At 54.1% G+C, this 24316-nt stretch carries 19 protein-coding genes; 15 read left to right on the top strand and 4 right to left on the bottom strand.

Annotation, left to right across the window (positions count from 1 at the left end; genetic code table 11):
* Positions 1-70 precede the first annotated feature (70 nt).
* From Q3O59_RS01725 to Q3O59_RS01695, 7 genes are all read left to right on the top strand, one after another.
* Positions 71-661 (top strand): LemA family protein, encoded by a 591-nt coding sequence (locus Q3O59_RS01725; protein WP_228591419.1) that lies wholly within the window; start codon positions 71-73, stop codon positions 659-661.
* Between the two features lie 6 nt (positions 662-667).
* Positions 668-2524, top strand: coding sequence for a M48 family metallopeptidase (locus Q3O59_RS01720; protein WP_305943960.1), 1857 nt, complete (start codon positions 668-670; stop codon positions 2522-2524).
* Positions 2525-2591: 67 nt separating this feature from the next.
* Positions 2592-3053, top strand: coding sequence for a hypothetical protein (locus Q3O59_RS01715; protein ID WP_228591424.1), 462 nt, complete (start codon positions 2592-2594; stop codon positions 3051-3053).
* A 78-nt stretch (positions 3054-3131) separates the two neighbouring features.
* Positions 3132-4007 carry an HDOD domain-containing protein gene (locus Q3O59_RS01710; RefSeq protein ID WP_305943959.1) on the top strand — a complete coding sequence of 292 codons (876 nt, stop codon included), beginning with the start codon at positions 3132-3134 and terminating at the stop codon, positions 4005-4007.
* Between the two features lie 2 nt (positions 4008-4009).
* Complete coding sequence (locus Q3O59_RS01705; protein WP_305943958.1) at positions 4010-4171, top strand: DUF2256 domain-containing protein; 162 nt, start codon at positions 4010-4012, stop codon at positions 4169-4171.
* Positions 4164-4442 (top strand): peptidylprolyl isomerase PpiC, encoded by a 279-nt coding sequence (gene ppiC / locus Q3O59_RS01700; RefSeq protein WP_091343414.1) that lies wholly within the window; start codon positions 4164-4166, stop codon positions 4440-4442. Before Q3O59_RS01705 ends, ppiC begins: the two co-directional genes overlap by 8 nt.
* Before the next feature lie 155 nt (positions 4443-4597).
* Positions 4598-5302, top strand: coding sequence for a substrate-binding periplasmic protein (locus Q3O59_RS01695; protein ID WP_305943957.1), 705 nt, complete (start codon positions 4598-4600; stop codon positions 5300-5302).
* 12 nt (positions 5303-5314) lie between these two features.
* Here Q3O59_RS01695 and Q3O59_RS01690 read toward each other — a convergent pair whose 3' ends face one another.
* The 4 genes from Q3O59_RS01690 to Q3O59_RS01675 all read right to left on the bottom strand — a co-directional run bounded on the left by Q3O59_RS01690 (position 5315) and on the right by Q3O59_RS01675 (position 9363).
* Complete coding sequence (locus Q3O59_RS01690) at positions 5315-5839, bottom strand: hypothetical protein (RefSeq protein WP_305943956.1); 525 nt, start codon at positions 5837-5839, stop codon at positions 5315-5317.
* Positions 5840-5949: 110 nt separating this feature from the next.
* On the bottom strand, positions 5950-6957 hold the full coding sequence (locus Q3O59_RS01685; protein WP_305943955.1) for a LacI family DNA-binding transcriptional regulator: 1008 nt from the start codon (positions 6955-6957) through the stop codon (positions 5950-5952).
* A 48-nt stretch (positions 6958-7005) separates the two neighbouring features.
* Complete coding sequence (locus Q3O59_RS01680) at positions 7006-8349, bottom strand: glycoside-pentoside-hexuronide (GPH):cation symporter (protein WP_305943954.1); 1344 nt, start codon at positions 8347-8349, stop codon at positions 7006-7008.
* A gap of 15 nt (positions 8350-8364) precedes the next feature.
* Complete coding sequence (locus Q3O59_RS01675) at positions 8365-9363, bottom strand: family 1 glycosylhydrolase (protein WP_305943953.1); 999 nt, start codon at positions 9361-9363, stop codon at positions 8365-8367.
* Positions 9364-9589: 226 nt separating this feature from the next.
* Between Q3O59_RS01675 and Q3O59_RS01670 the strand changes: the two genes are divergently transcribed.
* The 8 genes from Q3O59_RS01670 (at position 9590) to Q3O59_RS01635 (ending at position 24307) form a co-directional block, all read left to right on the top strand.
* Positions 9590-10849, top strand: a complete 1260-nt coding sequence (locus Q3O59_RS01670; RefSeq protein ID WP_305943952.1) for a sugar MFS transporter — start codon at positions 9590-9592, stop codon at positions 10847-10849.
* Between the two features lie 57 nt (positions 10850-10906).
* On the top strand, positions 10907-13420 hold the full coding sequence (locus Q3O59_RS01665; RefSeq protein WP_305943951.1) for a glycoside hydrolase family 3 protein: 2514 nt from the start codon (positions 10907-10909) through the stop codon (positions 13418-13420).
* Positions 13421-13625: 205 nt separating this feature from the next.
* A complete protein-coding gene (locus tag Q3O59_RS01660; RefSeq protein ID WP_305943950.1) occupies positions 13626-16595 on the top strand; it encodes a TonB-dependent receptor in 2970 nt (989 codons plus the stop codon).
* Positions 16596-16658: 63 nt separating this feature from the next.
* Positions 16659-18257: a tryptophan halogenase family protein gene (locus Q3O59_RS01655; protein WP_369812346.1), complete on the top strand. Its 1599-nt coding sequence runs from the start codon at positions 16659-16661 to the stop codon at positions 18255-18257.
* 10 nt (positions 18258-18267) lie between these two features.
* Positions 18268-18975 carry a SapC family protein gene (locus Q3O59_RS01650; protein ID WP_305943948.1) on the top strand — a complete coding sequence of 236 codons (708 nt, stop codon included), beginning with the start codon at positions 18268-18270 and terminating at the stop codon, positions 18973-18975.
* A 1-nt stretch (position 18976) separates the two neighbouring features.
* On the top strand, positions 18977-19975 hold the full coding sequence (locus Q3O59_RS01645) for a cupin-like domain-containing protein (RefSeq protein ID WP_305943947.1): 999 nt from the start codon (positions 18977-18979) through the stop codon (positions 19973-19975).
* Between the two features lie 25 nt (positions 19976-20000).
* On the top strand, positions 20001-21491 hold the full coding sequence (locus tag Q3O59_RS01640; RefSeq protein ID WP_305943946.1) for a tryptophan halogenase family protein: 1491 nt from the start codon (positions 20001-20003) through the stop codon (positions 21489-21491).
* Between the two features lie 194 nt (positions 21492-21685).
* Complete coding sequence (locus Q3O59_RS01635; protein ID WP_305943945.1) at positions 21686-24307, top strand: glycoside hydrolase family 16 protein; 2622 nt, start codon at positions 21686-21688, stop codon at positions 24305-24307.
* Positions 24308-24316 lie beyond the last annotated feature (9 nt).

Here is a 24316-nt window from a genome sequence, read left to right as displayed (position 1 = left end):
CAAAGGTTTAAAGGAAAGTTAACACTATACCCATACACATTTTAAGTCGCGTCGTTGACGAGGATACTCCATGACATCTTTAATCATTTTTGCCGTCATTTTGATTCTGCTGTTTTTTATCATCAGCATTTTCAATACGCTGGTAAAGCTCAAAAACCGCTACCAAAATGCCTTCGCCCAAATTGAAGTGCAGTTAAAGCGCCGTTACGATCTGATCCCCAATCTGGTGGAAACTGCCAAAGCCTACATGGCGCATGAGCGCGACACTCTGGAGGCCGTGATTAATGCACGGAATGCCGCAGCAGCCGGTTTGAAGGTGGCCGCCAACAACCCGGGCGATGCAGCAGCCATGAGCCAGCTGGCAGGTGCCGAGTCAATGCTGCAAGGAGCGATGAGCCGCTTGAATGTGGTGATGGAGGCCTATCCGGATTTAAAAGCCAACCAGAATATGATGCAGTTGTCTGAAGAGCTAACCAGCACCGAAAACCGGGTTGCTTTTGCCCGCCAGGCGTTTAACGATGCGGTCACCAGCTACAACAGCTACAAGCAAAGCTTCCCTCAGGTGATGCTGGCGCCGACCTTTGGCCATGGTGCCGATGCCAAATTGCTGGAGTTTGAAGACAGTCAGGCCATTCAGGCTGCTCCGAAAGTTAGCTTTTAAGGCACCATGGCCAGCAACTTTTTTAGCCAGCAGGATTTAGCCAGACGCAACACCCGCATCCTGGTGGTATTTTTTAGCCTGGCAGTGGCCCTGCTGCTGCTGTTGACTAATGTATTGGTAGCACTGGTATTCGGCTTCGCCGATACCGAGGCCATCCAGTCCGGCTTGCAGCGCGGCTTTTTCCAGACCGAGCTGCTGCTGTGGACCAGTCTGATTGTACTGGGTGCCATTGCCACCGCCATGCTGGTCAAGTGGCTGCAATTGCGTCAGGGGGGCCGGGTGGTGGCCGAATCGCTGGGTGGACAGCGGCTTGCACCGGATACCACCGACCCCAGACATCGTCAGCTTCTAAACGTGGTGGAAGAAATGGCACTGGCAGCCAACCTGCCAGTGCCAACCGTCTACTTGTTGCCTGAGAGCGGCATCAACGCTTTTGCCGCAGGCTACAGCCCGGCCGATGCCGTCATTGGCGTCACTGAGGGCTGCCTGCAGCAACTGAACCGCGATGAACTCCAGGGCGTGGTGGCCCATGAGTTCAGCCATATCCTCAATGGCGATATGCGAATGAACATTAAGATGATCGCCGTGCTCAACGGCATCTTGTTTGTGGGCCATGTGGGTTACCTGTTGCTACGCGGCAGTCGCGGCGCCCATATCGCAGCGCGCAGCAGTCGTAGCAACAAAAATGGCGGCGGCGGTGCAGCAGCCATTTTGTTTCTGGGTCTGGGTTTTATTATTCTGGGGTATTTGGGGGCATTTTTTGGCAACCTGATCAAAGCCGCTGTCAGCCGGCAACGCGAATACCTGGCTGATGCCTCGGCGGTCCAGTTTACCCGTAACCCGTCCGGCATTGCCGGTGCGTTAAAGCAAATTGCTGCCAGCAGTCGCGGCACCAAACTGAAGCATCAAAATGCCGATGAAAACAGCCATCTGTTTTTTGGCGAGGCCATCAGCCGCTGGGCCAGCATCTTCGCTACCCATCCCCCCTTGCAGGATCGCATTAAACGGCTGGAACCGCGCTGGAATGGCCGTTTGCCCCAGGCCCGCCAGACAGAAGACAATCAACCACAAACCGAGCCCACACCACAGGCAGAAGAAACGACCACTCAAAGCCCGGCCCAGCGCCTGCTGGCAGCATTGCCGGTGTTGCTGCTGCAAAGTGCCCACCAGCCACTGCAAGCGGAGCCCCTGCTATTGGCACTGTTGGTAAGCGATGACGATGACAGTCGGCAACAGCAACTGCTGTGCATCCGCGAACAAGGATCCAATGCCCTGCTGAGCGATGTCGATCGCTTGCTCAGCCAGGTCGAGCCACTGAGCCCGCGACAAAAGCTAATGCTGGCGCAGCTGTCGGTGCCCAGTCTGAAAACCCTGACCGCCATTCGCTTTGAGCGCTTTGAACAGCTGCTGCAGCAAGTCATCGTAGCCGATGGTCAGTTGCATTTGCTGGAATGGGCCATTGCCCAGCTGGTGGACCATACCGTAGCCAGCCAGTTTCGAAGCGGCGATGTGGTACGCGGCACCTCCGCCCGTGACTTTGCCGCCATTCAGACTGAAAGTTTGCGGCTACTGCGTCTGATTGCCAACGCCAGCTCCGAAGATGCAGCCGTGATACAGCAAAGTTGGCAGGCTGCCCTTACCAGCCTGCAGCTGCCCGCGGATACCAAAGCCCCCGAGTCCAGTTATGAGCTGGTGCAACAAGAACTCAGCACATTGATGGCCGCCAGCCCGAAAGTAAAACAGCAGCTGTGGCAAGCCATTGAAGCCTGTGCCAAAGCCGATGGCCAGGCCTCAGAGACACAACAGGTGCAATTGCTGGCCTTGTCTTTGCTGCTGGAGATCCCGTACCAGGCAGAGGACTAAAAATTAGCACTTTAGCTCCGACCTCTGGTTCGGTACAATAGCGTTTTATTTCTATACAGGGGCTTTGATGTCTGAGCAACGCTTTTTTCTGGTGTATGATCCATCCTTTGACGACATGGATGCCGAAGGCTGTCCGGCCTATGGCTACGTCATGCTGTTTAATGAGCAGGATGCGGCCAGCTATCAGAGTGGCGAAAACCCAGATTCTGCTGCTGTTTCCATGCTGTTTACTGATCACAAAGACGGTCAAATCAGTGCCGATCTGTTGGGCTGGGCTCACCTGGAAGCCGATATTTTTCAAACGCTGCCGCTCGGCCACTTTCTCGGGCTGATGGAACAAGCAGCTCAGGTTGCCATCCACAGCTACCGTCAGGTTGGCCAGGTACCAGAGCGGCTGGTCAGCAGCCAAAACAGCGATGAGTACTTGCAGTTCGAGGTTCATTTTAGCGCCGATCAACAGCCGGATGCCGAAACCGAGTGGCAACTGGCTCGCAGCCTGATCAGTGGCCGGCCTTACCTGGACTCGTAAGCTGGCACTGGTTGGCAAAGGCAACGGACTTTGCTTTAATAATAGTTTATCATTGTACTTCAGGTTGGAGACCTATGTATGGTTCAGCCATTGGATATGACCGCCATCGATCAGGCGCTGCAAGGCTTTACCATCCCGCCCCAGCCCGATGTGTTGCTGCATATTCAGCAATTGGTGCAGCAACCGGAACCCAATATCCAGCGGCTGGCCACCCTGATCAATATGGACATCGGTCTCGCCGGCTTCACGCTTAAAGTCGTCAACTCTGCCTACTTTGGGCTGCGCAGCAAGATCACTTCCATCGAGCATGCCTGCAAGTTTCTCGGCTTAAACCGGGTGGTGAAACTTATTCGCAGTGTCTTGCTGCGCTTTACCCTGGAGCAAGGGCAGCAAAAAGATCCCTTTTCCCAAAAGTTATGGAGCAATGCCCTGCTGGTTGCCAACAGTGCCGCAACCCTGGCACGTCAACTGCAGTGGTCACAGGAGCAGTGCGACGATTGCTATACGCTCGGACTCTTTCGCAATGCCGGCATCGCTTTAATCACCGCGCAGGCGCCCAATTATGTCGATCTGATCAAAGTGGGCGTCCTGGCTGGTCAGAGCTACAGTGAAGCCGAGGAGCATCGTTTTCAAACCTGTCACGAAATCCTCGGCTATCTGATTGCCCAGTCCTGGGGCCTGCCCACCGAGCTGTGCAATGTCATTGCTTACCACCACAGCCCGGCGCTGATTTTAGAGTCGGACAACGAGCTGGAGCAGCGGCTGTTTGCCGTACTCAAGCTGGCAGAGCACATGAGCGGTGAAAGCCGACAGCTGTTTGACATCAATCTGGATCCTGAATGGGAGCAATACGCTCCGCAAATTCTGGATGTGCTGGGGCTCGAACTATTTCAACTCCCCGAGCTGGCCGAAGTGCTGCACCAGCACGAGCTGACTACCATCTACAGCAGTTAGCCATGGCACACCACAAACTGACCCTGCCCGAAAAAACCTGCCCGGTCTGCCTGCGGCCCTTTGCCTGGCGGAAAAAATGGCAACACTGCTGGGATGAGGTCACTTACTGCTCAGAGCGCTGCCGCAGGCAACGCAAATCGACGGAGAAATCAACCGATGGCTAAAGCCTGCGCCTTGCACATTCTGGTCAAAACCAAAGCCGAAGCCGAGAAGCTAAAACAACAACTGGCCAAAGGGGCCGACTTTGGTCAACTGGCCAAAAAGCACTCCCTGTGCCCTTCCGGTAAAAAAGGTGGGGATTTGGGTGAGTTTCGCCCCGGTCAAATGGTGCGGGCTTTTGATGAAGTCGTTTTTAAAAAAGCGGTGCTGGAAGTGCATGGGCCGGTAAAAACCCAATTTGGTTTTCACTTGATCAAAACCCTGTATCGCAGTTAACTCCTGATACCCCTTGCAGCTCACCCTTAAAATAAAGCAATCAAATTCGCTTATTTTTTAAACGCATTGTGCTATGTTAAAAGCTGCAGCCGTATTCATCTGAGGTGTTGGTGCGCAGCTTTGCTCTTACTCTTTTGCTCCTTTTGTCCACCGAAGTGGCCGCAGATCGCCTTGTTCCGCTTCGTGCTATTGTCAGTGAGTCCAATGCGCCCCCTTATGCGCTCTTTGACGACCGAGGCTTCCTCAGCGCCGGCATCAGTAAAGACTTATTGGATGCACTGGTAAAGCGCAGTGGATTGAGCTTGACTCATCTGCCACTGCCGCGAGGCCGGGTTGAGAGCTGGTTGCTTCAAGATGAAGCCGATATCGCTTGCTTTTTAAACCCGGACTGGGTAGAAAACCCAGAACAGTTGTCCTGGAGCCCCAAACTCTTTAGCACGCAACAGCTCCTGGTCAGGCGCAGCAACACGCCGGGCATTCAACAAATGACCGATTTATTTGGTAAACGTATCGGAACCGATCGCGGCTTCAATTATCCAGAGCTGGAGTTGTTATTCTCGCAGCAATTGGCCATCCGAGACGATGCCAACTCTTTACACAGCAATTTAATTCGACTGGAACAACAACGGCTTGATGTTGTGCTGACAGTGGACTTAGCCTACTACTACCATCAACAGAAATTTGGTCACGCGGAGTTCAGGACTGACCCGCTGTGGACAGAGCCTGATGGTGTTTATTGTGCATTTAATCCCCACCAGCCCGCTTTGGTTGAACAGCTGCAACAGACTTTGCACCAGCTGGTGCAAGATGGCACTGTGGCAGCTATCCTTCAGCGCTACCAGCCTGCTAAGAATCAATAACCAAATAAAGTATTAATGTGCCGGATTGTGATGAAAAGCCTGAGCTGCTTGCTGGCACCTCGGGTTGCCATCAGCCAACAAAGATTCAGCAAAAAACCACTCTTTGAAGACCTGCCACTCACCAACAATAGGACTTTGACACTGGCCATTGGCTTGCTGACCAAAGCTGTCTTGGTTGCACAGTGGGGTATCGGCTAGCTCACCCCGGTAGGCATAGGCATACACCACCTGGCAGTGTGGGCTAACATAGGTATCAAACACCACCAACCAGCCCTGCTGGTAACGCACCAGGCTAAAGCTTGGAATACGCTGTGCTACAGCGGTAGCGATGACATCCGCCGCTGCTGCCTGCTCCAGCAACACCAGCTCAGAGCCCTGGCGCTGACGAATTTGCAGCGGCTCACCACGACGCCAGGCAAAACCATCGTAAGCAGTAGCCTCTGCCGCATCGGTCAATGCATTCAAGCCGCGCAGATCGCGACGGACCTCCTGCCGAATGGTCCGCTCTACCTGCTCAGCTTCTGTCAACGCTTGCATCTTATCGCAAGCAGCTAGCAACAAAATCGACAACACAACAACAGAAACTTTGAGCACACTCTACCCTTTTTTACTGCTTAGCTTTTAGACTGCAAGCTATATCTTTATCATCAAGGCTGTGGCAGCACAACACAAGAGTCACGCTCAATCAACCGGGGCTCGAACACCAACTGCAACTCGGGTTGTTTTTGTTGGTACACTTCTTTTAGCACCCAGCGGGCAGCCATTTGGCCCATGGCGGCAATGGGGTAATCGATGGTCGACAGTTTGGGGTAGGTGTAGTGGCTCAGCATGACATTATCGAAGCCGATAATCGACAGCTGCTGCGGAATAAAGAGCCCCTGCTCTCGTGCTTCGGTCATGGCGCCGGAGGCCATTTCATCGTTGGCGCAAATCAGTGCTGTTAATGGGATGCCTTGCTGCAAAAAGTAACGAATGCCGGCACTGCCGCCATCTTCGTGGTAATCCCCTTCGAACAGCCGCTTTGGATCCCAGTCAAGGCCAGCTTCTTGCAGGGCCAGCTGGTGGCCCCGATAACGATCCTGCGCATCGGTTTTCCACAAGGGGCCGGAGATGTAGCCCAGTTGCCGGTGTCCTTGTCGCAACAACAGCTGCGTTGCCAGATAGCCCCCCAGCTTGTTGTTTAAGCTGATGCATTGCGGCTGCAACTGCGGTACCTGGCGGTTGATCAGCACAAAAGGAATTTCCTTGGCTTTTAATTGCACCAGATACTCATCGGACACGGCTTCCACATGCAGGATCAAGGCATCGCAATTGCGGCTAAGCAAAAACTCAATGCCATCGCGCTCGGTGGCTTCTTCACTGTGACCAGCGGCGATAATCACGTGCTTACCCGCTGTACGAAACTCCGCCTCGATGCTGCTGATCATGGCACCGTAAAAAGGACCATGCAACTCGGACACCAGAATGCCAATGCTGTCGGAGCGATTGGATGCCAGTGAGCGCGCAATGGAGTTGGGCCGATACCCCAGCTCCGCCATGGCGGCCTCCACTTTTTTTCGGGTCGATTCCCGCACCGGGCTGGTGTTGTTCATCACCCGGGACACGGTGGCCAGTGACACACCGGCCAGTTTAGACACTTCATAAATGGTTGGCATAATGCGCTTTCATTGCTCTCTAATGGCTGAATTTTAACGGAACTTCTGTCAAGAAGCACCCGCTTCGGACTGACGCTGTTGCAACTCGTTGGCAACCTGCTGCACCTTGTCGCGGGTCAGGATGTAGCGAGTCATCACGGCTGCGACCAACAAAGAGGCGACCGCGGGCCAGACCGTAAAGGACCACAAAATGCCCTGTGCGGTACTTTCGGTCTGCACCACATTGGGCTGGTACTGATAAAACGCCAGCAGCCAACCCGCCAGAGCACCGCCAAGCGCCAGTCCCAGCTTAATAAAGAAAATAATCGACGAGTAGACCAGGCCAGTAATGCGCTGGCCGGTTTTCCAATGGCCGTAATCCACGGTATCGGCCATCTTGGCCCAGAGCATCGGAGTCGCCATTTGCAGGAAAAAGCACCAAACAAAGTAAAAACCGAAAGCCAGCACCGCCTGATCAGGCCCAACAAAAAAGCTGAGCAAACAAATCACGGCAGCAATGCACTGCAAGCCCATGTAGGCGCGGACCTTATCGATGCGGGCGCTGACAAACTGGGCACTGGCACAGCCTAAAATGTTGCCAATCATGCCCAGGGTGATAAACCAGGTGATCCAGTCTTCCCGCCCCAGGTAATACTTCACGTAGTAAATCGCCAGGGTACTGCGCAGCACCATACCGGTTAACAGCACCACAGCAGCTACACACAACACCCGCCAGGCTTCGTTTTGCCAGAGCTGCCTGAGGCTGGAGAAGAATTTCAGCTGCTGATCTTTTGGCGGCTGGACCCGCTCTTTAGTCCCCAGGAAGCACAACAAAAACAGCGCCATACCAAAGATGCTCATCAACAGCATCGTCAGTTGGTAACCGCGGGCCGCATCACCCTGCCCCAGCCAATTAACCATTGGAATGGTGCAGGCGGTGACCAACAAGCCACCGAGCATGCCAAACACAAAACGGTAGGACTGCACCGAGACCCGCTCATCCGGATCCTTGGTCAGCACCCCACCCAGGGCTGAGTAAGGAATGTTGATGGCGGTGTAAGCCAGCATCAGCAAGGTGTAGCTGACAAAGGCATAAACCACCTTGCCCTGGTCGCTAAAATCAGGAGTGGTAAAGGCCAGCACACTGACAAAAGCAAACGGCAGCGCCAGCCAGAGCAAATAAGGCCGGTAATGGCCATGGCGGCTGTTGGTGCGATCGGCCAGCGCCCCCATCAGCGGATCGGTGACAGCATCGATAATGCGTACCAGCAGAAACATACTGCCAACCACCGCCGGCGAAATGCCAAAAATATCGGTGTAAAAGAAGGTGAGAAACAACATCACCGTCTGGAAAATAATGTTGCTGGCGGTATCGCCCAGGCCATAGGCCACTTTTTCCCGTTTGCTTAGCATCACCTGCCCCTGCCCTTAGCGCTTTGCGCGTTCTTGTTTATACCTGAACAGCTGCTGCAAGGCCAGACCGCTGTCTTTAAGCACCCGTTGTTGCGTTGGGTAGTCGACATAAACAATGCCAAAGCGCTTGGCATAGCCTTCGGCCCATTCAAAGTTGTCCATCAGGCTCCAGGCAAAGTAGCCCTGCACCGGAACGCCTTCCACGATAGCCTGCTCGACAGCCTGCAAATGCTGTTGAAAATAGCGCACGCGTTCTGTGTCCTGCACCCGGTTATCAAGCAGCAGGTCCGGCATGGCTGCGCCATTTTCGGTAATGTACACTGGGGGTAAGCTGTATTTTTGGTGCAGACTGGTCAGAATCTCGGTTAACCCCTGCGGGAAAATCTCCCAGCCCATGTCGGTCAATGGTGGCTGTACGGGTTGCACATCCCGAAACCAGCCCGCCTCGTTGGCGGCAAAGACAGTGCGGGTGTAGTAGTTGACGCCCAGGTAATCCAGTGGCTGAGCGATCAGCGCCATGTCCCCCGGCTCGATATCCGGCTGATCGCTCTCTGGCAGTTCATTAAGCAGCTCAGGATAACGCCCTTGCAACAACGGCTGCAGGTACCACTGGTTGTGATAAGCATCGGCCATGGCTGCAGCGCGCTGATCGGCCGCGCTGGGCGAAGCTGGATAGCAAGGGCTGAAGTTCAGTACAATGCCATTTTTCGCGCTTGGGCAGTTGCGTTGCAGCACCTGCATAGCCAAGCCATGCGCCAGCAACAAATGATGCGCCACTTGACGGCCCTGGCGCCGGTTTTGTACACCAGGGGCATGAATGCCCGCTTCGTAACTCAGATAGGCGCTGCAAAAGGGCTCGTTTAAGGTCGCACCAGGCTGAGCACAAAAGGTATCCCAAATGGTAGGCAGGCGGCTGTCGGCGGCGCCTTCTATCTGAAAAGCAGCGGTTGCAACGCCAAACACAAAGTCCGGTTGCAGCAAGGGCGAGGTATCAGCCAGCGTAATTTTGGTCATAATTTATGCTTCGATCTTGGGGGCCAGTGGCAAAAAAATCAACAAAAAGCATTGCCATCAGCCGAAGTTATGCTATAAATGAAAGCGCTTACATTCAGTCTAGTCGGTCATTTGTTCAGCGTCAAATGCTTTCAGCAGCAGACGGCTCAGAACAACAAGACCGTCAATAATCCCCGCGGTACCGCGTTGCCAGGCGGGGAGAATATTGTCCAAACAGGGGGAACTTATGGCCACAGCACCGGTAATGGTTACTGAGGCTGAGCAGTCAAAACAGCCGGGCAACCTGCGTTTTGCACTGACATCACTCACATCGTTATTTTTTATCTGGGGCTTTATTACCTGCCTCAATGACATTTTGATCCCGTATCTGCAGTTGTTGTTTGATCTCAGCTACACCCAGGCCATGCTGGTGCAGTTTTGCTTTTTTGGTGCCTATTTCGTGGTGTCGGTACCTGCCGGCATGTTGGTTGGGCGCATTGGCTATCAGTCCGGCATTGTCACCGGTTTGTTGATAGCCGGTGCCGGTTGTTTGTTGTTTTATCCGGCTGCTGCAATTCAGGTCTATGGGCTGTTTTTGTTCGCTCTTTTTGTGCTGGCTTCGGGCATCACCATTTTGCAGGTAGCGGCCAACCCCTACGTCAGTGTGTTGGGCCGGCCAGAAACCGCCTCATCACGCCTGACCATGACCCAGGCCTTTAACTCCCTGGGCACCACTGTGGCGCCTTTCTTTGGTGCCTGGCTCATTTTCTCCGGCATGGATGTATCCGCCGATGCCCAGGTCTCGCCGACCTCGGTGCAACTGCCCTATTTGCTGCTGGCAGCGTCCTTGATCGTGCTGGCCATTATTTTTGCCTGGATTAAACTGCCCAAGCTGGGACAGAAAGACCGCAGCAACCCGATGCATTTGCAAGGCTCTGCCTGGCAGTACCGCCATTTGGTGCTTGGCGCCGTCGGTATCTTTGTCTATGTCGGTGCCGAAGTTGGCATTGGTAGCTTTTTGGTTAGTTACCTGACCATGCCGCACATTGGTGGCATGAGCGAAGCGCAGGCAGCCCATTACATTGCCTGGTATTTTGGTGGCGCCATGTTAGGCCGCTTTATCGGCGCCGCTGCCATGCAAAAAATTAATGCCGGTAAAGCCCTGGCCTTTAATGCGTTCTGTGCCGTGCTGTTGCTGGCCCTCACCATTCTAAGCGAAGGCAAACTGGCCATGTGGTCCTTGTTGTTGGTGGGGCTGTGCAACTCCATCATGTTCCCCACCATTTTTAGCCTGGCGATCCACGGCTTGAAGCAACACACCAGTCAAGGCTCAGGCATTTTGTGTCTGGCCATTGTCGGTGGTGCCGTGCTGCCGTTATTGCAAGGGGTGCTGGCCGATACAATCGGTGTGCAGCAAGCCTTCCTATTGCCGCTGCTATGCTATATCTACATCGCCTATTACGGCCTGAAAGGCTGTAAACCTCAATCCACTGCCGAACAACCCTAAGGAGCTTTCATGGTTTTTCAGTTCACTGCCCTCTCAGGCCGGATGCGGAGATTACCGATGGCACTTGTTACCGCCAGCGTGCTGGCACTAACGGGCTGCACTCAGCAGCAACCCAGCAGCGATGCTGCCTCAGCCGAACGTGGCGATGTCACCATTTGGCCGGTTATTGACAGCCCGGTTGCCAAGGATCCGGCGATGGAAGCGGCCATCGACGCCCTGCTGGCCGAGATGACACTGCCACAAAAAATCGCCCAGATGATCCAGCCGGAAATTCGGGATATCACCGTAGAAGACATGCGGACTTACGGCTTTGGTTCCTTCTTAAACGGTGGCGGCGCTTTCCCAAACAACGACAAGTACGCCACCCCCGAAGACTGGATAGCGCTGGCCGAAGCCATGTATCAGGCTTCGATGGACGACTCGGTCAATGGCATCCGCATTCCCACCATGTGGGGCACCGATGCGGTGCATGGCCACAACAATGTGATTGGTGCCACAATTTTCCCACACAACATTGGCCTTGGCGCCGCCAACAATCCCGACCTGATTGAGCGTATCGCTGAAGTCACCGCCCGCGAGGTAATGGCCACCGGCATCGACTGGGTCTTTGCCCCGACGGTGGCGGTTGCGCGTGACCCGCGCTGGGGCCGCACCTATGAAAGCTACTCCGAAGATCCTGAAATCGTTCGCAGCTACTCCGCAGCCATTGTACGTGGCCTGCAAGGTGCTGCAGATGCCGACTTTTTAAGTGATCGACGAGTCATCAGTACCGTCAAACACTTTGTTGGCGATGGTGGCACCACCGATGGCATCGACCAGGGCGACGCAGAAGTGTCTGAACAAGAGCTGTTTGACATTCATGCCCAGGGCTATGTCGGTGGTTTATCGGCCGGCGCGCAAACCGTGATGGCCACCTTCAACAGCTGGAATGGCAAAAAAATCCATGGCGATCATTACCTGCTGACCCAGGTGTTAAAAGAGCGAATGGGCTTTGATGGCCTGGTGGTCGGTGACTGGAATGGCCACGGCCAGATCCCAGGTTGCACCAACGCCGACTGCCCGCAAGCTGCTTTGGCCGGGCTGGATATTTTCATGGTGCCGACCGATGCCTGGAAGCCGCTGTATTACAACCTGATTGAGCAGGTTGAAAACGGCGTGATCCCGATGAGCCGGATTGATGACGCGGTGCGCCGTATTCTGCGGGTGAAAAAGCGGGCGGGTCTGTTTGACAAACCAAGCCCGGCCAATCGCCCACTGGCTGGCCGGCTGGAATTGATTGGCGCAGCAGAGCACCGGGAAGTTGCCCGTGAAGCGGTGCGCCAATCGCTGGTGCTGCTGAAAAACAACGATCAGCTGTTGCCACTGGATCCACGCCAGCACTTGCTGGTCACAGGTCCTGGTGCCGATAACATTGGCCAGCAATCCGGCGGTTGGACCATCAGCTGGCAAGGCACCGGCAACACCAATGCCGACTTCCCAGGCGGCACCTCCATCTACGGTGGCATTGCCCGTCAGGTAGAAGCAGCCGGTGGCTCGGTCGAGCTCAGCGAAGATGGCAGCTTTCAGCAACGGCCCGATGTTGCCATTGTGGTCTTTGGTGAAGAACCTTACGCCGAAGGCAATGGCGACATCGACAACCTCGAATTCCAGCGTGGCAACAAGACCGATCTGGCGCTGCTGCAGCAGTTAAAAGCCGAAGGCATTCCAGTGGTGTCCCTCTTTATCAGTGGTCGTCCGATGTGGGTGAACCCGGAGCTGAATGCCTCCGATGCCTTTGTCGCCATCTGGCTGCCGGGCAGCGAGGGTGAAGGGGTGGCGGATGTGATTCTGCGCGATGCCGAAGGTGCAGTGCAGCATGACTTTCATGGCAGCTTGACCTTCTCCTGGCCAGCGACGCCGCAGCAAGCGGTGGTCAATCGCTTTGATGCCGATTACCAGCCACTGCTGCCCTATGGTTTCGGCTTGCGTTACGGTGATGCCGATGTCCTTAGTAATGATTTATCTGAAGAGGTCGAGCAAGACGGTCAATTAAGCGATCTGGTGGTGTTTGAGCGAGCGCCTCGTAGCCCCTGGCAGCTGTTCCTTAACAGTGGCGAGCACCATACCGCGGTAACCAGCAGTGTGCAGGAGTTGCCTGGGTTAAGCAGCCGTACTTTTGACCGCCTGGTGCAAGAAGATGCCCGCCGCTTTGTGTTCAGTGGTGAGCAGCTGGCCCGCCTGAGCTTTATCAGCGCCTTCCCACGTGACTTGCGGGGTTATGGTGAGGCCGACAGCAGCTTGCACATTGAAGTGAAGCGTCAGGGCGCAGTGCCCAATGAGGTTTGGCTCGGCATGCATTGCAACGAGGCCTGTCAGGGCGCTGTCAACATTGCCAGCGAGCTGCAAGCAATGGGCGAAGGCGAATGGGGTACCATTGCCGTGCCACTGAGCTGCCTGCAACAGCAAGGGTTATCGCTGCAACAGGTGTTCTCAGCGATGTATCTGGAAACAGCCGGAGCTTTAAACATCAGCCTGGCCGATGTCCGTATTGTTGCCCAGGACCAGACAGCGGCTCCAGCCAGCTGTCGCTAGGTCAGATGCCGGGCTCATGCAGCGATACATCGCTGCATGACTCCTGCTTTTTTTATTTTTTAACCAGCGCCACATTGATTTTGATTACAAATTGAACTAATCTCAATGTAAGCGCTTACATAAATTATCAAAACGTACCGGTTAGCTCTGCTCAACCATGAAAAACAAGAAGTCTGATAATTATTAGCACACAAGGGGATAGGTTATGCTCAACAGCCGTTTTAAACTTTCACGCCTGGCGGTCAGTATCTCACTACTGACAGGCGCCGGCATGCTCAGCTCAGCGTTGGCTGATGACTTGGCAACACAAGCAGCTGAGGAAGAGATCGAAGTTATTCAGGTCTCGGGGATCCGTGGCAGTTTGATCCGTTCGATGGATATAAAACGCAGCGCCACCGGTGTGGTGGATGCCATTTCCTCGGAAGATTTTGGTAAATTTCCGGACACCAACCTGGCAGAGTCCTTACAGCGGATCACCGGTGTGGCGATCGACCGTTCCAACGGTGAAGGCAGCCGGGTGACCGTTCGTGGCTTTGGTCCGGAATTTAATCTGGTGTTGCTCAACGGCCGGCAAATGCCAGCCTCCTCCTTGGAAGCCACCACCGCATCCTCATCCCGCTCCTTTGACTTTGCCAACCTTGCTGCGGAAGGGATTTCCGGGGTTGAAGTTTATAAAACCGGCCGTGCCAGCATTTCGACCGGCGGCATGGGTTCCACCATTAACATCCTGACCAACCGGCCATTAAACCGCATGAATGCCCCTGGCATGCAGGCTACTTTTGGGGTCAAAGGGGTGATGGACCAATCCACCGACGAAGGCTCAACCATCACACCGGAAATATCCGGCTTATACAGCAATACCTTTAACGACGAAAGGTTTGGCGTTGCCATCAGCGGTTCGTATCAAGAGCGCCATAGCGGCAACAGGCAAGCCAACACTGGCGGCTGGCGCACCTTCCCCGGCACGGTCAATGGTTTCGACTGGGATGGTGGCAATGCCGACTGGGGCGGCCTGATCCCGGATGGCGACAATGCGCACCAAAACTACCCAGCGGCCGATTCCATCTACTCGGTGCCACAAAGTTTAGGCTACGCCTTCCACGAAGTAGAAAGAACCCGGACCAATGGCCAATTGGTGCTGCAGTATCGTCCCGTCGATGCCGTCACCACTACTCTGGATTACACCTATTCGAAAAACGAAGTATCAGACCGTTACAACGACGTTTCGGCCTGGTTCAACTTCGGACCATCCACAGGTGTCTGGAGTGATGGCCCGGTCGCGGCACCCATTGTGTACTCAGAAGCATTCGGTGAGCCAGGTGATTTAGCCATGGGCGGTGGTCAATTTTCGACAGTGAACGAGAACAAGTCACTGGGCTTCAACACCCAATGGCAAGTAAACCCTAACTTGCAATTGGAGCTGGACTATCATAACTCGTCGGCAGAATCGCGCCCCAATAGCCCCTTTGGCAGTAACAATGTGATTGGTACCGCGACCTTCGTCCGCTCAGTGACCACCGCACGGTTCGACAGCGATTTACCGACTTTAGCCATTACCTACCCTGATGGCTTCACCGGTATTCGGGGTGAAGACGTACGGGTCACCGGCAGCTCATTCCGTAACAGCCAAATGCGCAGTGATATCGAACAAGTGCAAGTTCGTGGTACCTATGTGTTTGACCGGGGCTTGCTCACCAACATTGACTTCGGTGTCTCGGTCTCTGAAACCAAAAATCGCTCCGCTTTTTCGAACGTGCAGCAAGATAACTGGGGCGGCTTAGGGGCAGCGGGTGATATCGATCCGTCGGTATTTAAACTGGATCAATTGGCCGATAATTTTGATGCCTCCAGCGGCAGCGACATGCTGCAAGAGTTCTTCCGTTGGGACTTCAACACCATTCGTCAAATTGCCAACGACACTTATGGCAACTTAGGCTCGGTTGGGGATTGTGGTACCTCGTTTTGTGCTTCGTCGGACATGACCACCGACCGCCGCACCACCGAGAAACAGCAAGCCGCTTACGTGCAGTTCAACTTTGCCGGTGACCTTGGTGTCATGCCGTACTTTTTAACCGCCGGTGTCCGCTACGAGAAGACCGATGTCACCTCACGCGCTTTAGTACCGGTCTACAGCGGTATCGCCTGGGCCGGTGACAACGAGTTTAACCTGATCAGCACCGGTGAGAGTGACTTCACCAGATTGACCGGCGATTACAGCAATATCTTGCCAAACATCGACTTCAATGTTGAAGTTGTTGATGATGTGCTGCTACGTGCCTCAGCAAGTAAAACGCTTGCCCGGCCAAGCTATGCCGATATTCAGGGCGGGCAAACCCTGAACTCCCTGGTGCGGATTGATGGCGGTACAGGGGCTCGTGGTAATCCGGACTTGAACCCGTTTGAATCCACCAACTTCGATTTGTCGCTGGAATGGTACTATGACGAAGGCAGCTACATGTCGGTCGGTTACTTCTGGAAAAAGGCGAAGAACTTTATCGGCCGCACTACGGTGCAGGAGCAAACCTTCAACTTGCCGCATCCGGCACAAGGCCCTCGTTATGCCGAAGCCGTTGCCGCTGTTGGCAACAATACCCCAGCCATTCGTAATTATATTCGGGAGAATTTCCCGGACACGGTCGATGCCAATGGCTTCATCCTGGGCGTGCCGGGCGATGCGCCAGCCAACTTTGACATCATCATTCCGGTGAACCAGGACGGTGCCAGGTTGGATGGTTGGGAGCTGGCAGTACAGCACTTATTCGGCGAAACCGGCTTTGGTGTCATTGCCAACGCTACCCTCGTCAATGGTGACTTTGAGTACGACAATCAAAGCTTAGGTGAGCAATTTGCCTTACTTGGCATGAGCGATACCTACAATCTGGTTGGCTTCTACGACAGAGATGGCTTCCAGGCACGTCTGGCTTACAACTGGCGTGGTAAATTCCTCGCATCCACAGTGAATGCCCAGGGCCTGCAAAATCCAATTTACGTAGAGTCTTACGGACAGTGGGATGCCAGCGCCAGCTACGATGTCAACGACAAGCTGACGGTCTTTTTTGAAGCCATCAACCTGACCAACGAGTCCATGCGCTCTCATGAACGCAACTCACTGCAATTAGTGAACTATACTGAAACAGGCCGCCGTTTTGCCATCGGCGCACGGTATACGTTCTAACCTGCTCTTGTCCTGAACAAGTAGCCATCGCAAGATGGCTACTTTTTACAAGAAGTACTGATGATGCAAGCAACCACCCCAGACGCAACCGGTAACCGGACTGACGCAACAAAAGAACAGCCGTTCAGTGAAGGACGGGTTACGATTGTCGTTGTCGGTGGTGGCAGTGCTGGTTGGCTGACTGCCGCCTTATTGGCCGCGGATCATCAAGCTGATCCCCGCATCAACATCACCCTGATTGAATCTGCCTCGGTACCGACCATTGGTGTTGGCGAAGGCACCTGGCCATCCATGCGCGCGACCTTAGCTCGGATTGGCATTTCTGAAACCGAATTCATACAAAGCTGCGATGCCAGCTTCAAACAAGGCAGTGTGTTCCGCAACTGGCGTAGCACTGCGCCGCAAGATTGCTATTACCACCCCTTTACCCCACCCGTGGCAGCGAATGAGCTGAACATGGCTGAGCATTGGTTTCGCCACCATCAGCAGGTCGAGTTCGCAGCAGCAGTCTCCAGCCAACCGGCCATAATTGCTGCTGGGTTAGCTCCCAAACGTATCACCACTCCGGAATACGCGTTTTTACAAAACTACGGCTATCACCTGGATGCCGGTAAGTTTGTGGCGCTATTAAGTAACCATGCCAAGCGACTTGGTGTGAAGCATTTGGTGGATGATGTTGTTGCCGTACAGAGTCATCCGGATGGTCGTATTGCCGGGCTGCAAACTGCCCAGCATGGGGCCTTAACTGGCGATCTATTTGTCGACTGCTCGGGCTTATCAAGCTTACTGCTCGGCCAGCATTATCAAACCCCTCTGCTGAGTGTGCAGCATTCTCTTTTGAACGACAGCGCACTCGCGGTGCAAGTACCTTACGAGAATGATCACGCGCCCATCGCATCGGCAACACTGGCCACAGCCCAAGCACAAGGCTGGGTCTGGGATATTGGCTTACCGACCCGTCGAGGCGTCGGCTTTGTGCACCACAGTGGCCATACCGATGAGGAACAGGCACATCGCACCCTGGCGCAGTACCTGCACTTATCCGAGCAGGAGTTAAACGCCCGTTACCAACCCAGATTAATTCGGTTCACTCCGGGTTACCGAAAGCAGTTCTGGCGGCACAATTGTGTCGCTGTCGGCATGGCGGCCGGCTTTATTGAGCCACTGGAAGCATCTGCCCTGGTGATGGTCGAGCTCTCTGCTACCTTTATTAGCGAGCAGTTACCGCGCAGTCTGGCGCAACTTGCCATCGTCAGTGAACGCTTTAATCAAACCTTCAGTTACCGCTGGCAGCAAATTGTTGAGTTTTTAAAGCTGCATTACGTCTTGTCGACCCGCGATGACAGCGACTATTGGCTGGCGCAACGGGCTGAGGCCTCGATACCAGCATCACTGCAGCAAAAACTGACGATGTGGCAACACCTGGTGCCAAGCCGCTATGATTTACCGATGGCGGAAGAGCTATTTCCGGCGGCTAGTTACCAATACATTCTTTATGGCATGCGGCACTTACCAGTGAGCGAGCGGCCTAACAAGGCAAACTCACGTGCCAACCAGGCCTTTGCCGAAGTGCAGCAACAAATACAACAGCTCAGAGCGGGTCTGGTGCCTAATCGCGAATTATTGCACCAAATCAAAACTCACGGCTTACAAAAAATTTAAAGGGGAGCCGATGGCTACTATCGAATTACTCAATAATGTGGACCACCTGGATGTCAAAATTCGCACAGAACGTAGCACGGAGCTTGGTGATAACCAAATGTTTTGCTTGAGCTTTCCAGCTGAATTCCGTGCAGCGCAAGCCTATTACCCCATCCTCTTCTACAAAGACGGCAACACCGGTCAATTTATGCCGGTGTTGCTGCTGGGGTTTCAAGCGGGTGAAAACCTCTTTGTGCAACAGCAGAAGTGGCAAGCGGGTTACCTGCCACTCGATATCGCACGCCAGCCCTTTACCATCGGCCTGCAAAATGGTGAGCGCGTGATCCACCTGGATACGGCACACCCGAAAGTCAGCCGCACCAGTGGTGAAGCCTTGTTTTTAGAGTTTGGGGGGCACAGTCCCTATCTGCAGCAAGTAGCGGAGCAACTGGAAACCCTGCACCATGGTCTCATTGATGCCAAGCAGTTCAGTCAGCAGCTGCTGGCACTGGAGTTGATTGAGTCCTTTGTGCTGGATGTCACCTTAGACAATGGCCAACAACACAGTTTGCATGGCTTTTATACCATCAACGAACCCCAGTTGGCGCAGCTTGGCAGCGAACAATTGGCACAGCTTCAGCAAAGCGGTTACCTGGAGGCGATTTACATGATGCTGGCTTCGCAAGCACAGTTCGCCCGCTTGATTGGCTTTAAAAATCAACAAGTGGCCATGAACTAAGATGTGGCCCGAAGCACAGCCGGTAGCCACGCTGTCCGGCCAGACCGCGGATAGCATCAGCATGGCTGAACTGAATAGTCCTCAGCCACACTACTTGCCTGGTTTTGCGAAACACTGGCCAGCTGTGCGCGCTGCCTGCCAGGGGCAAGTTGCCATCAGCGACTATCTGTTACGCCACTACAGTGGCGAGCCACTTACCGCTTACACCAGCGATGTGCAAAGTGGCGGCCGGGTGTTTTACAATGCCGATTTCAGCGGCTATAACTTTCAGCCTGTGAGCGCCACACTTGAACAACTGCTGTCTATTTCGGGTGACGCTGCCCACTGGTATGTTGGGTCCACTTTTGTACCGCGCTGGTTCCCCCAATGGCTGCCCGAGCAAAGCGTGCCAGCTTTAGAGCAAAATACCGATAACCCCTTGGTTAGTTTGTGGCTGGGCAATCAAAGCCGCGTCGCGGCCCACGCCGATTTACCGCAAAACCTGGCGGTGGTGGTTGCCGGGCGCAGACGTTTTACCCTGTTTCCACCAGAACAATTACCCAATTTGTACATTGGACCGCTTGATGCCTCGCCCGCTGGCAGACCGATTAGTCTGGTGGACTTTGCTAAGCCCGATCTTGCACAGTTTCCAAAGTTTGCCGAAGCCATGGCCCATGCACAAGTGGTTGAATTGGAACCAGGCGATGCCTTAATCATCCCCAGCATGTGGTGGCATCATGTTGAGGCGCTGAGCCCACTGAATGTGCTGATGAATTTTTGGTGGCGGGACAGCCCGGCTTATGTCCCCAGCCCTCAACTGGCATTGACGTTGGCGATGCTCAGTTTAAATGCGCTCCCAGCCGAGCAAAAAGCGGCCTGGCGTGCGCATTTTGATCATTATGTATTTGACCAGGATCAGGCCGGACACATTCCTGAACACCTACGAGGTTTGCAAGGCCCCCTAACGGAAACTTCAGCCCGGCAAGTCCGTGCTGAACTGTTAAATAAACTCAACCGATAACTTAATGGTGAACAACGAGGTGCAGATGCAGTCGCAAGCAATCAAGCGTGTGGTGATTGCCGGTGGTGGAACCGCTGGCTGGATGGCGGCAGCCGCCTTCGCCAAATTACTGGGCAAACACTTGGACATCTGTTTGGTCGAGAGTGATGATATTGGCACCGTCGGTGTGGGAGAGGCGACCATTCCGCCCTTATTGACCTTGCACAAGCTATTGGGCATTAACGAAGCTGAATTTATGGCCGCCACCCAGGCGACTTTTAAATTGGGCATCCAATTTGAAAACTGGCGCGATCAGGGACAGGATTACATTCACTCCTTCGGCACTACCGGCCAGGACTGCTGGGCGGCGGGTTTTCAGCATTTCTGGCTCAAAGGCCAGCAAGTCGGATTGGCCAGTGACTACGGTGACTATTGCCCTGAGTTGCTGGCAGCTAAAGCCGGTAAGTTTGCCCATTTGCCGAACCGAGCATTAAATTATGCCTTTCACTTTGATGCCGGTTTGTACGCCAGGTTCTTGCGCGCCATGGCGGAGCAGCACGGGGCCACCCGCATCGAAGGTAAAATTGCCAAGGTGGAGACCTGCGAACTAACCGGTACCATTAAAGCACTGCAACTGGCCAGCGGCGAGCGTATTGCCGGCGATCTCTTTATTGATTGCACCGGGTTTCGCGCCCTGCTCATTGAGCAAACCCTGCATACTGGCTTTGACGATTGGAGTCACTGGTTACCTTGTGATTCAGCGATAGCAGTGCAAACCAGCGCCACACGGGAGCCGGTGCCCTACACCCGCTCCATCGCGCATGGTGCCGGCTGGCAGTGGCAAATACCGCTGCAGCATCGGGTGGGGAACGGCATGGTGTATTGCAGCAAGCATTGGTCTGATGATGAGGCCAAAGCGACCTTGCTGGCCAACCTTAGTGGCGACTTACTGACAGAACCGCGACTTATCAAGTTCCGTACCGGCATGCGCCGTAAGCACTGGAATAAGAACTGCATTGCCGTTGGTTTATCCAGTGGCTTTATTGAGCCGCTGGAGTCGACCAGTATTCACCTGATCCAGCGCAGCATTGTCCGCTTGCTGCAAATGTTCCCTCTCAATGGCATCAGTCAGGCGGATATCGATGAGTTTAATCAACAAACCGAACACGAAGTGTTGAACATTCGTGATTTCATTATTCTGCACTACCACGTGACCGCACGCCGCGACACCGCATTCTGGCGTTACTGCCAAAGCATGCCTATCCCGGAGTCACTGGCCCACCGGATTCGCTTGTTCAGGGAAACAGGCCGGGTGTTTAAGGTACCAAACGAGCTGTTTGGCGAAAACTCCTGGACGCAAGTGATGTTGGGCCAGGGCATTACACCAGAGCAGTACCATCCAATCGTGGAATTGATGAGCGAGCCAGAGCTCGAGCATTTCCTAAGCCAGATTAAACTGCAGAATCAGCGGTTGGTTTCGCAATTGCCACAACATCAGGCGTTCTTGCAAAACTACTGTCCGGCGATGACAAAGTAGCCAGCCATGCCGGCGGACCTTGCCAGCATGGCTGGCATAAAGCTTAGGGGCGTGCCCTAGTATTTTTAATTTTTAGCCAGAACAGCATTGACCTTGGTCAAAAATCGCACTAGTCTAAATGTAAGCGCTTACATAAAGGCTGCTGCAACCCACGACAAAAGACAGGTAAGGCAACAACACCAGGAACTCAAGTTATGATTACAACAACACGATTAAAGCAACTCTCGGCCGCCCTTGTGGTATGTGGCTTGATGGGTTGCGACGGGGATGTCAACACCAACTCAGACTTTACTGCGGTCGATCCGACCGAGCCGGTCAGTGATTGGCAGTTGGTTTGGAGCGACGAATTCGATGGCGACAGCATCGATACCCGCAAGTGGAACTTTGAAGTCGACTGTTGGGGCGGCGGCAACTTTGAACAGCAGTGCTACACCGATAGCCCGGACAATGCCTTTGTCTCCGATGGCACCCTGAAAATTGTTGCCTTACCGGCAGAAGAAGGGGCTACCCTGCCCTATACATCAGCCCGGCTAACCACCAAGCATAAAGGTGATTGGCGTTATGGCCGGATTGAAGTCCGGGCCAGAATGCCCTATGGCCAGGGCAGCTGGCCAGCCATTTGGATGATGCCAACCGATTCTGTCTACGGTGGCTGGCCCAGATCCGGTGAGATTGATATTGTGGAAGCCGTTAACCTGAAAGTAGCGGATGAAGAGGGCAACCTGGAATCCAGAGTTTATGGCACCCTGCATTATGGCCGTGAGTGGCCAAACAATGTGTACTCCGGCAAAGAATATACTTTGCCCGATGGTGCCAACCCGGCCGATGGCTTTCATACCTATGCCATTGAGTGGGAAGAAGGCGAAATTCGCTGGTACGTCGATGGCTATCTGTACCAGACACAAATGGCCTCTCAGCTGCGCTTTAACAGCCAGGGCGAAGTGGTTGGGCTACGGCATCGCGGCTGGTTTGCCGAGTACTACAATCAAATCACCGGCGCGCTGGAAACTCAGTACAACAATGCGCCTTTTGATCAGCGCTTTCACTTGATCATGAACCTGGCAGTGGGTGGTAACTGGCCGGAAAACGTCAATAACCTGGGCATCGATGCCGATGCCTTTGCCGAAGGCCAGGTGTTTGAAATCGATTACGTCCGGGTGTACGAATGTGCGTCCAACCCGAAAACGGGCAAAGGCTGTGCCACCGTGCGCGCCGGTTACAAAGATGAAGATACCCTGGTCACTGGCCAGGCACCGATCCCATCGCCACCATCAGCCGGTGTGCCACAAAACCTGACCATTTTCGCCAATGGCACAGCCAACCCAAGCTGGCCGGCCTGGGACTGTTGCGGGGGGTCAACCCCACAACTGGTGGCCGACGACGAGCGTGGCGATGTCTACGAGTTTCTGGTCGGCAGCGAGCCAACCGTCAATGGCTTTATCAGCCGCTCTGCTTTTACCAGCAGCCCAGCAGCTTTTGATGCGTCTCCTATTCTGGAAACAGGCGCTATCCGCTTTGATATGAAAGTGGTTTCCATGCCCAACAATCCGGATGCGGCCTGGTTATTTAAAGTAGAAAGCAATGAAAATACCACGGCCGTCGAACTGCCGCTCTCTGAAAGCCAGGAAGGTGTCTCACCAGTCAGTGGTCAGTGGCAGAGCTATACCTTCCCACTGCAAATGCTGGCTGATCGAGGCCTGGATGTATCCGCAATCGATGTCATTATGGTGTTCCCTGCCTGGGGCGCTGGTGAGGGTGCTGTCTACCTACTGGATCAAGTCGAAATCAGTGGTGCCGAACAAAGCTTCCCGGAACTGGTGATCTTCGACAATGAGCAGAACCTGGATTGGCCAATGTGGGACTGTTGTGGTGGCAGCACGCCGATTGAAGTGATGGATGAAGAACAAGGCTTGGTGGCTGAGTTTCAGATTGGCGCATCACCTACCGTGATGGGCTTTATTGGCCGAGCCCCATTGGGCGGTGGTAATCCATTTGATGCTTCTGCCTTGCTGCATGAAGGTGTGGTGCAGTTTGATTTGAAAGTAGTAAGTGCTCCGGCAAATCCGGATGCCGGTTGGCGATTTAAAATTGAGTCGGACAATGCCAGCACCGAAGTCGAATTGGATTTGGCAAGCGGTAATGGCGGTCAGAGCCCGGTGACCGGAGAGTGGCAAACTTATACCTTTAGCCTGCAAGCGCTGTCTGATGCCGGGTTGGATCTGAGTGCCATCGACGTCATCATGGTATTTCCTGCCTGGGGTACCGGTGAAGGCGCGGTGTACCGCATGAACAAGGTACGAATTTACAATCCCAATGCAGGTGCAGGCAATAACCTGGTGTTGTTTGGCGACACGGTGAATGCAGACTGGTCAATTTGGGATTGTTGTGGTGGCTCTACCCCAACCGTAGAAATGGACGATGAAAAAGGCCCAACCGCCCAGTTTGTTATTGGTAGCCAACCGACTGTCATGGGCTTTCTGGCCAATGAAGATGTAACCTTTGATGCCACCGCTCTGCTGGCCAATGGCGCTGTCAGCTTTGATCTGAAGATTGTCGAGCTGCCGAACGAGCCCAGTGCCCCCTGGCTGTTTAAAATTGAATCCATTGGCGCATCGACCGAAGTGGAACTGCCACTGACCGAAGGTGGTGATGCCCCGGTTGCCGGTGAGTGGCAACGCTACAGCTTCCCACTGCAACGCTTGTTTGATGCTGGTTTAGACATCAGTGCCATCAATGTCATCATGGTCTTCCCTGCCTGGGGACAAGGCGAAGGTGCCGTTTACCGTATGGCCAACGTTGAAATTTCCAACAACTAATGCAGACCG

It is taken from the genome of Alkalimonas delamerensis (assembly GCF_030717955.1).
GTDB classification, from domain to species: domain Bacteria; phylum Pseudomonadota; class Gammaproteobacteria; order Enterobacterales; family Alteromonadaceae; genus Alkalimonas; species Alkalimonas delamerensis.
The sequence above is the reverse complement of the archived record's forward strand: the minus strand, read 5'-3'. Positions and strand labels throughout refer to the sequence as shown.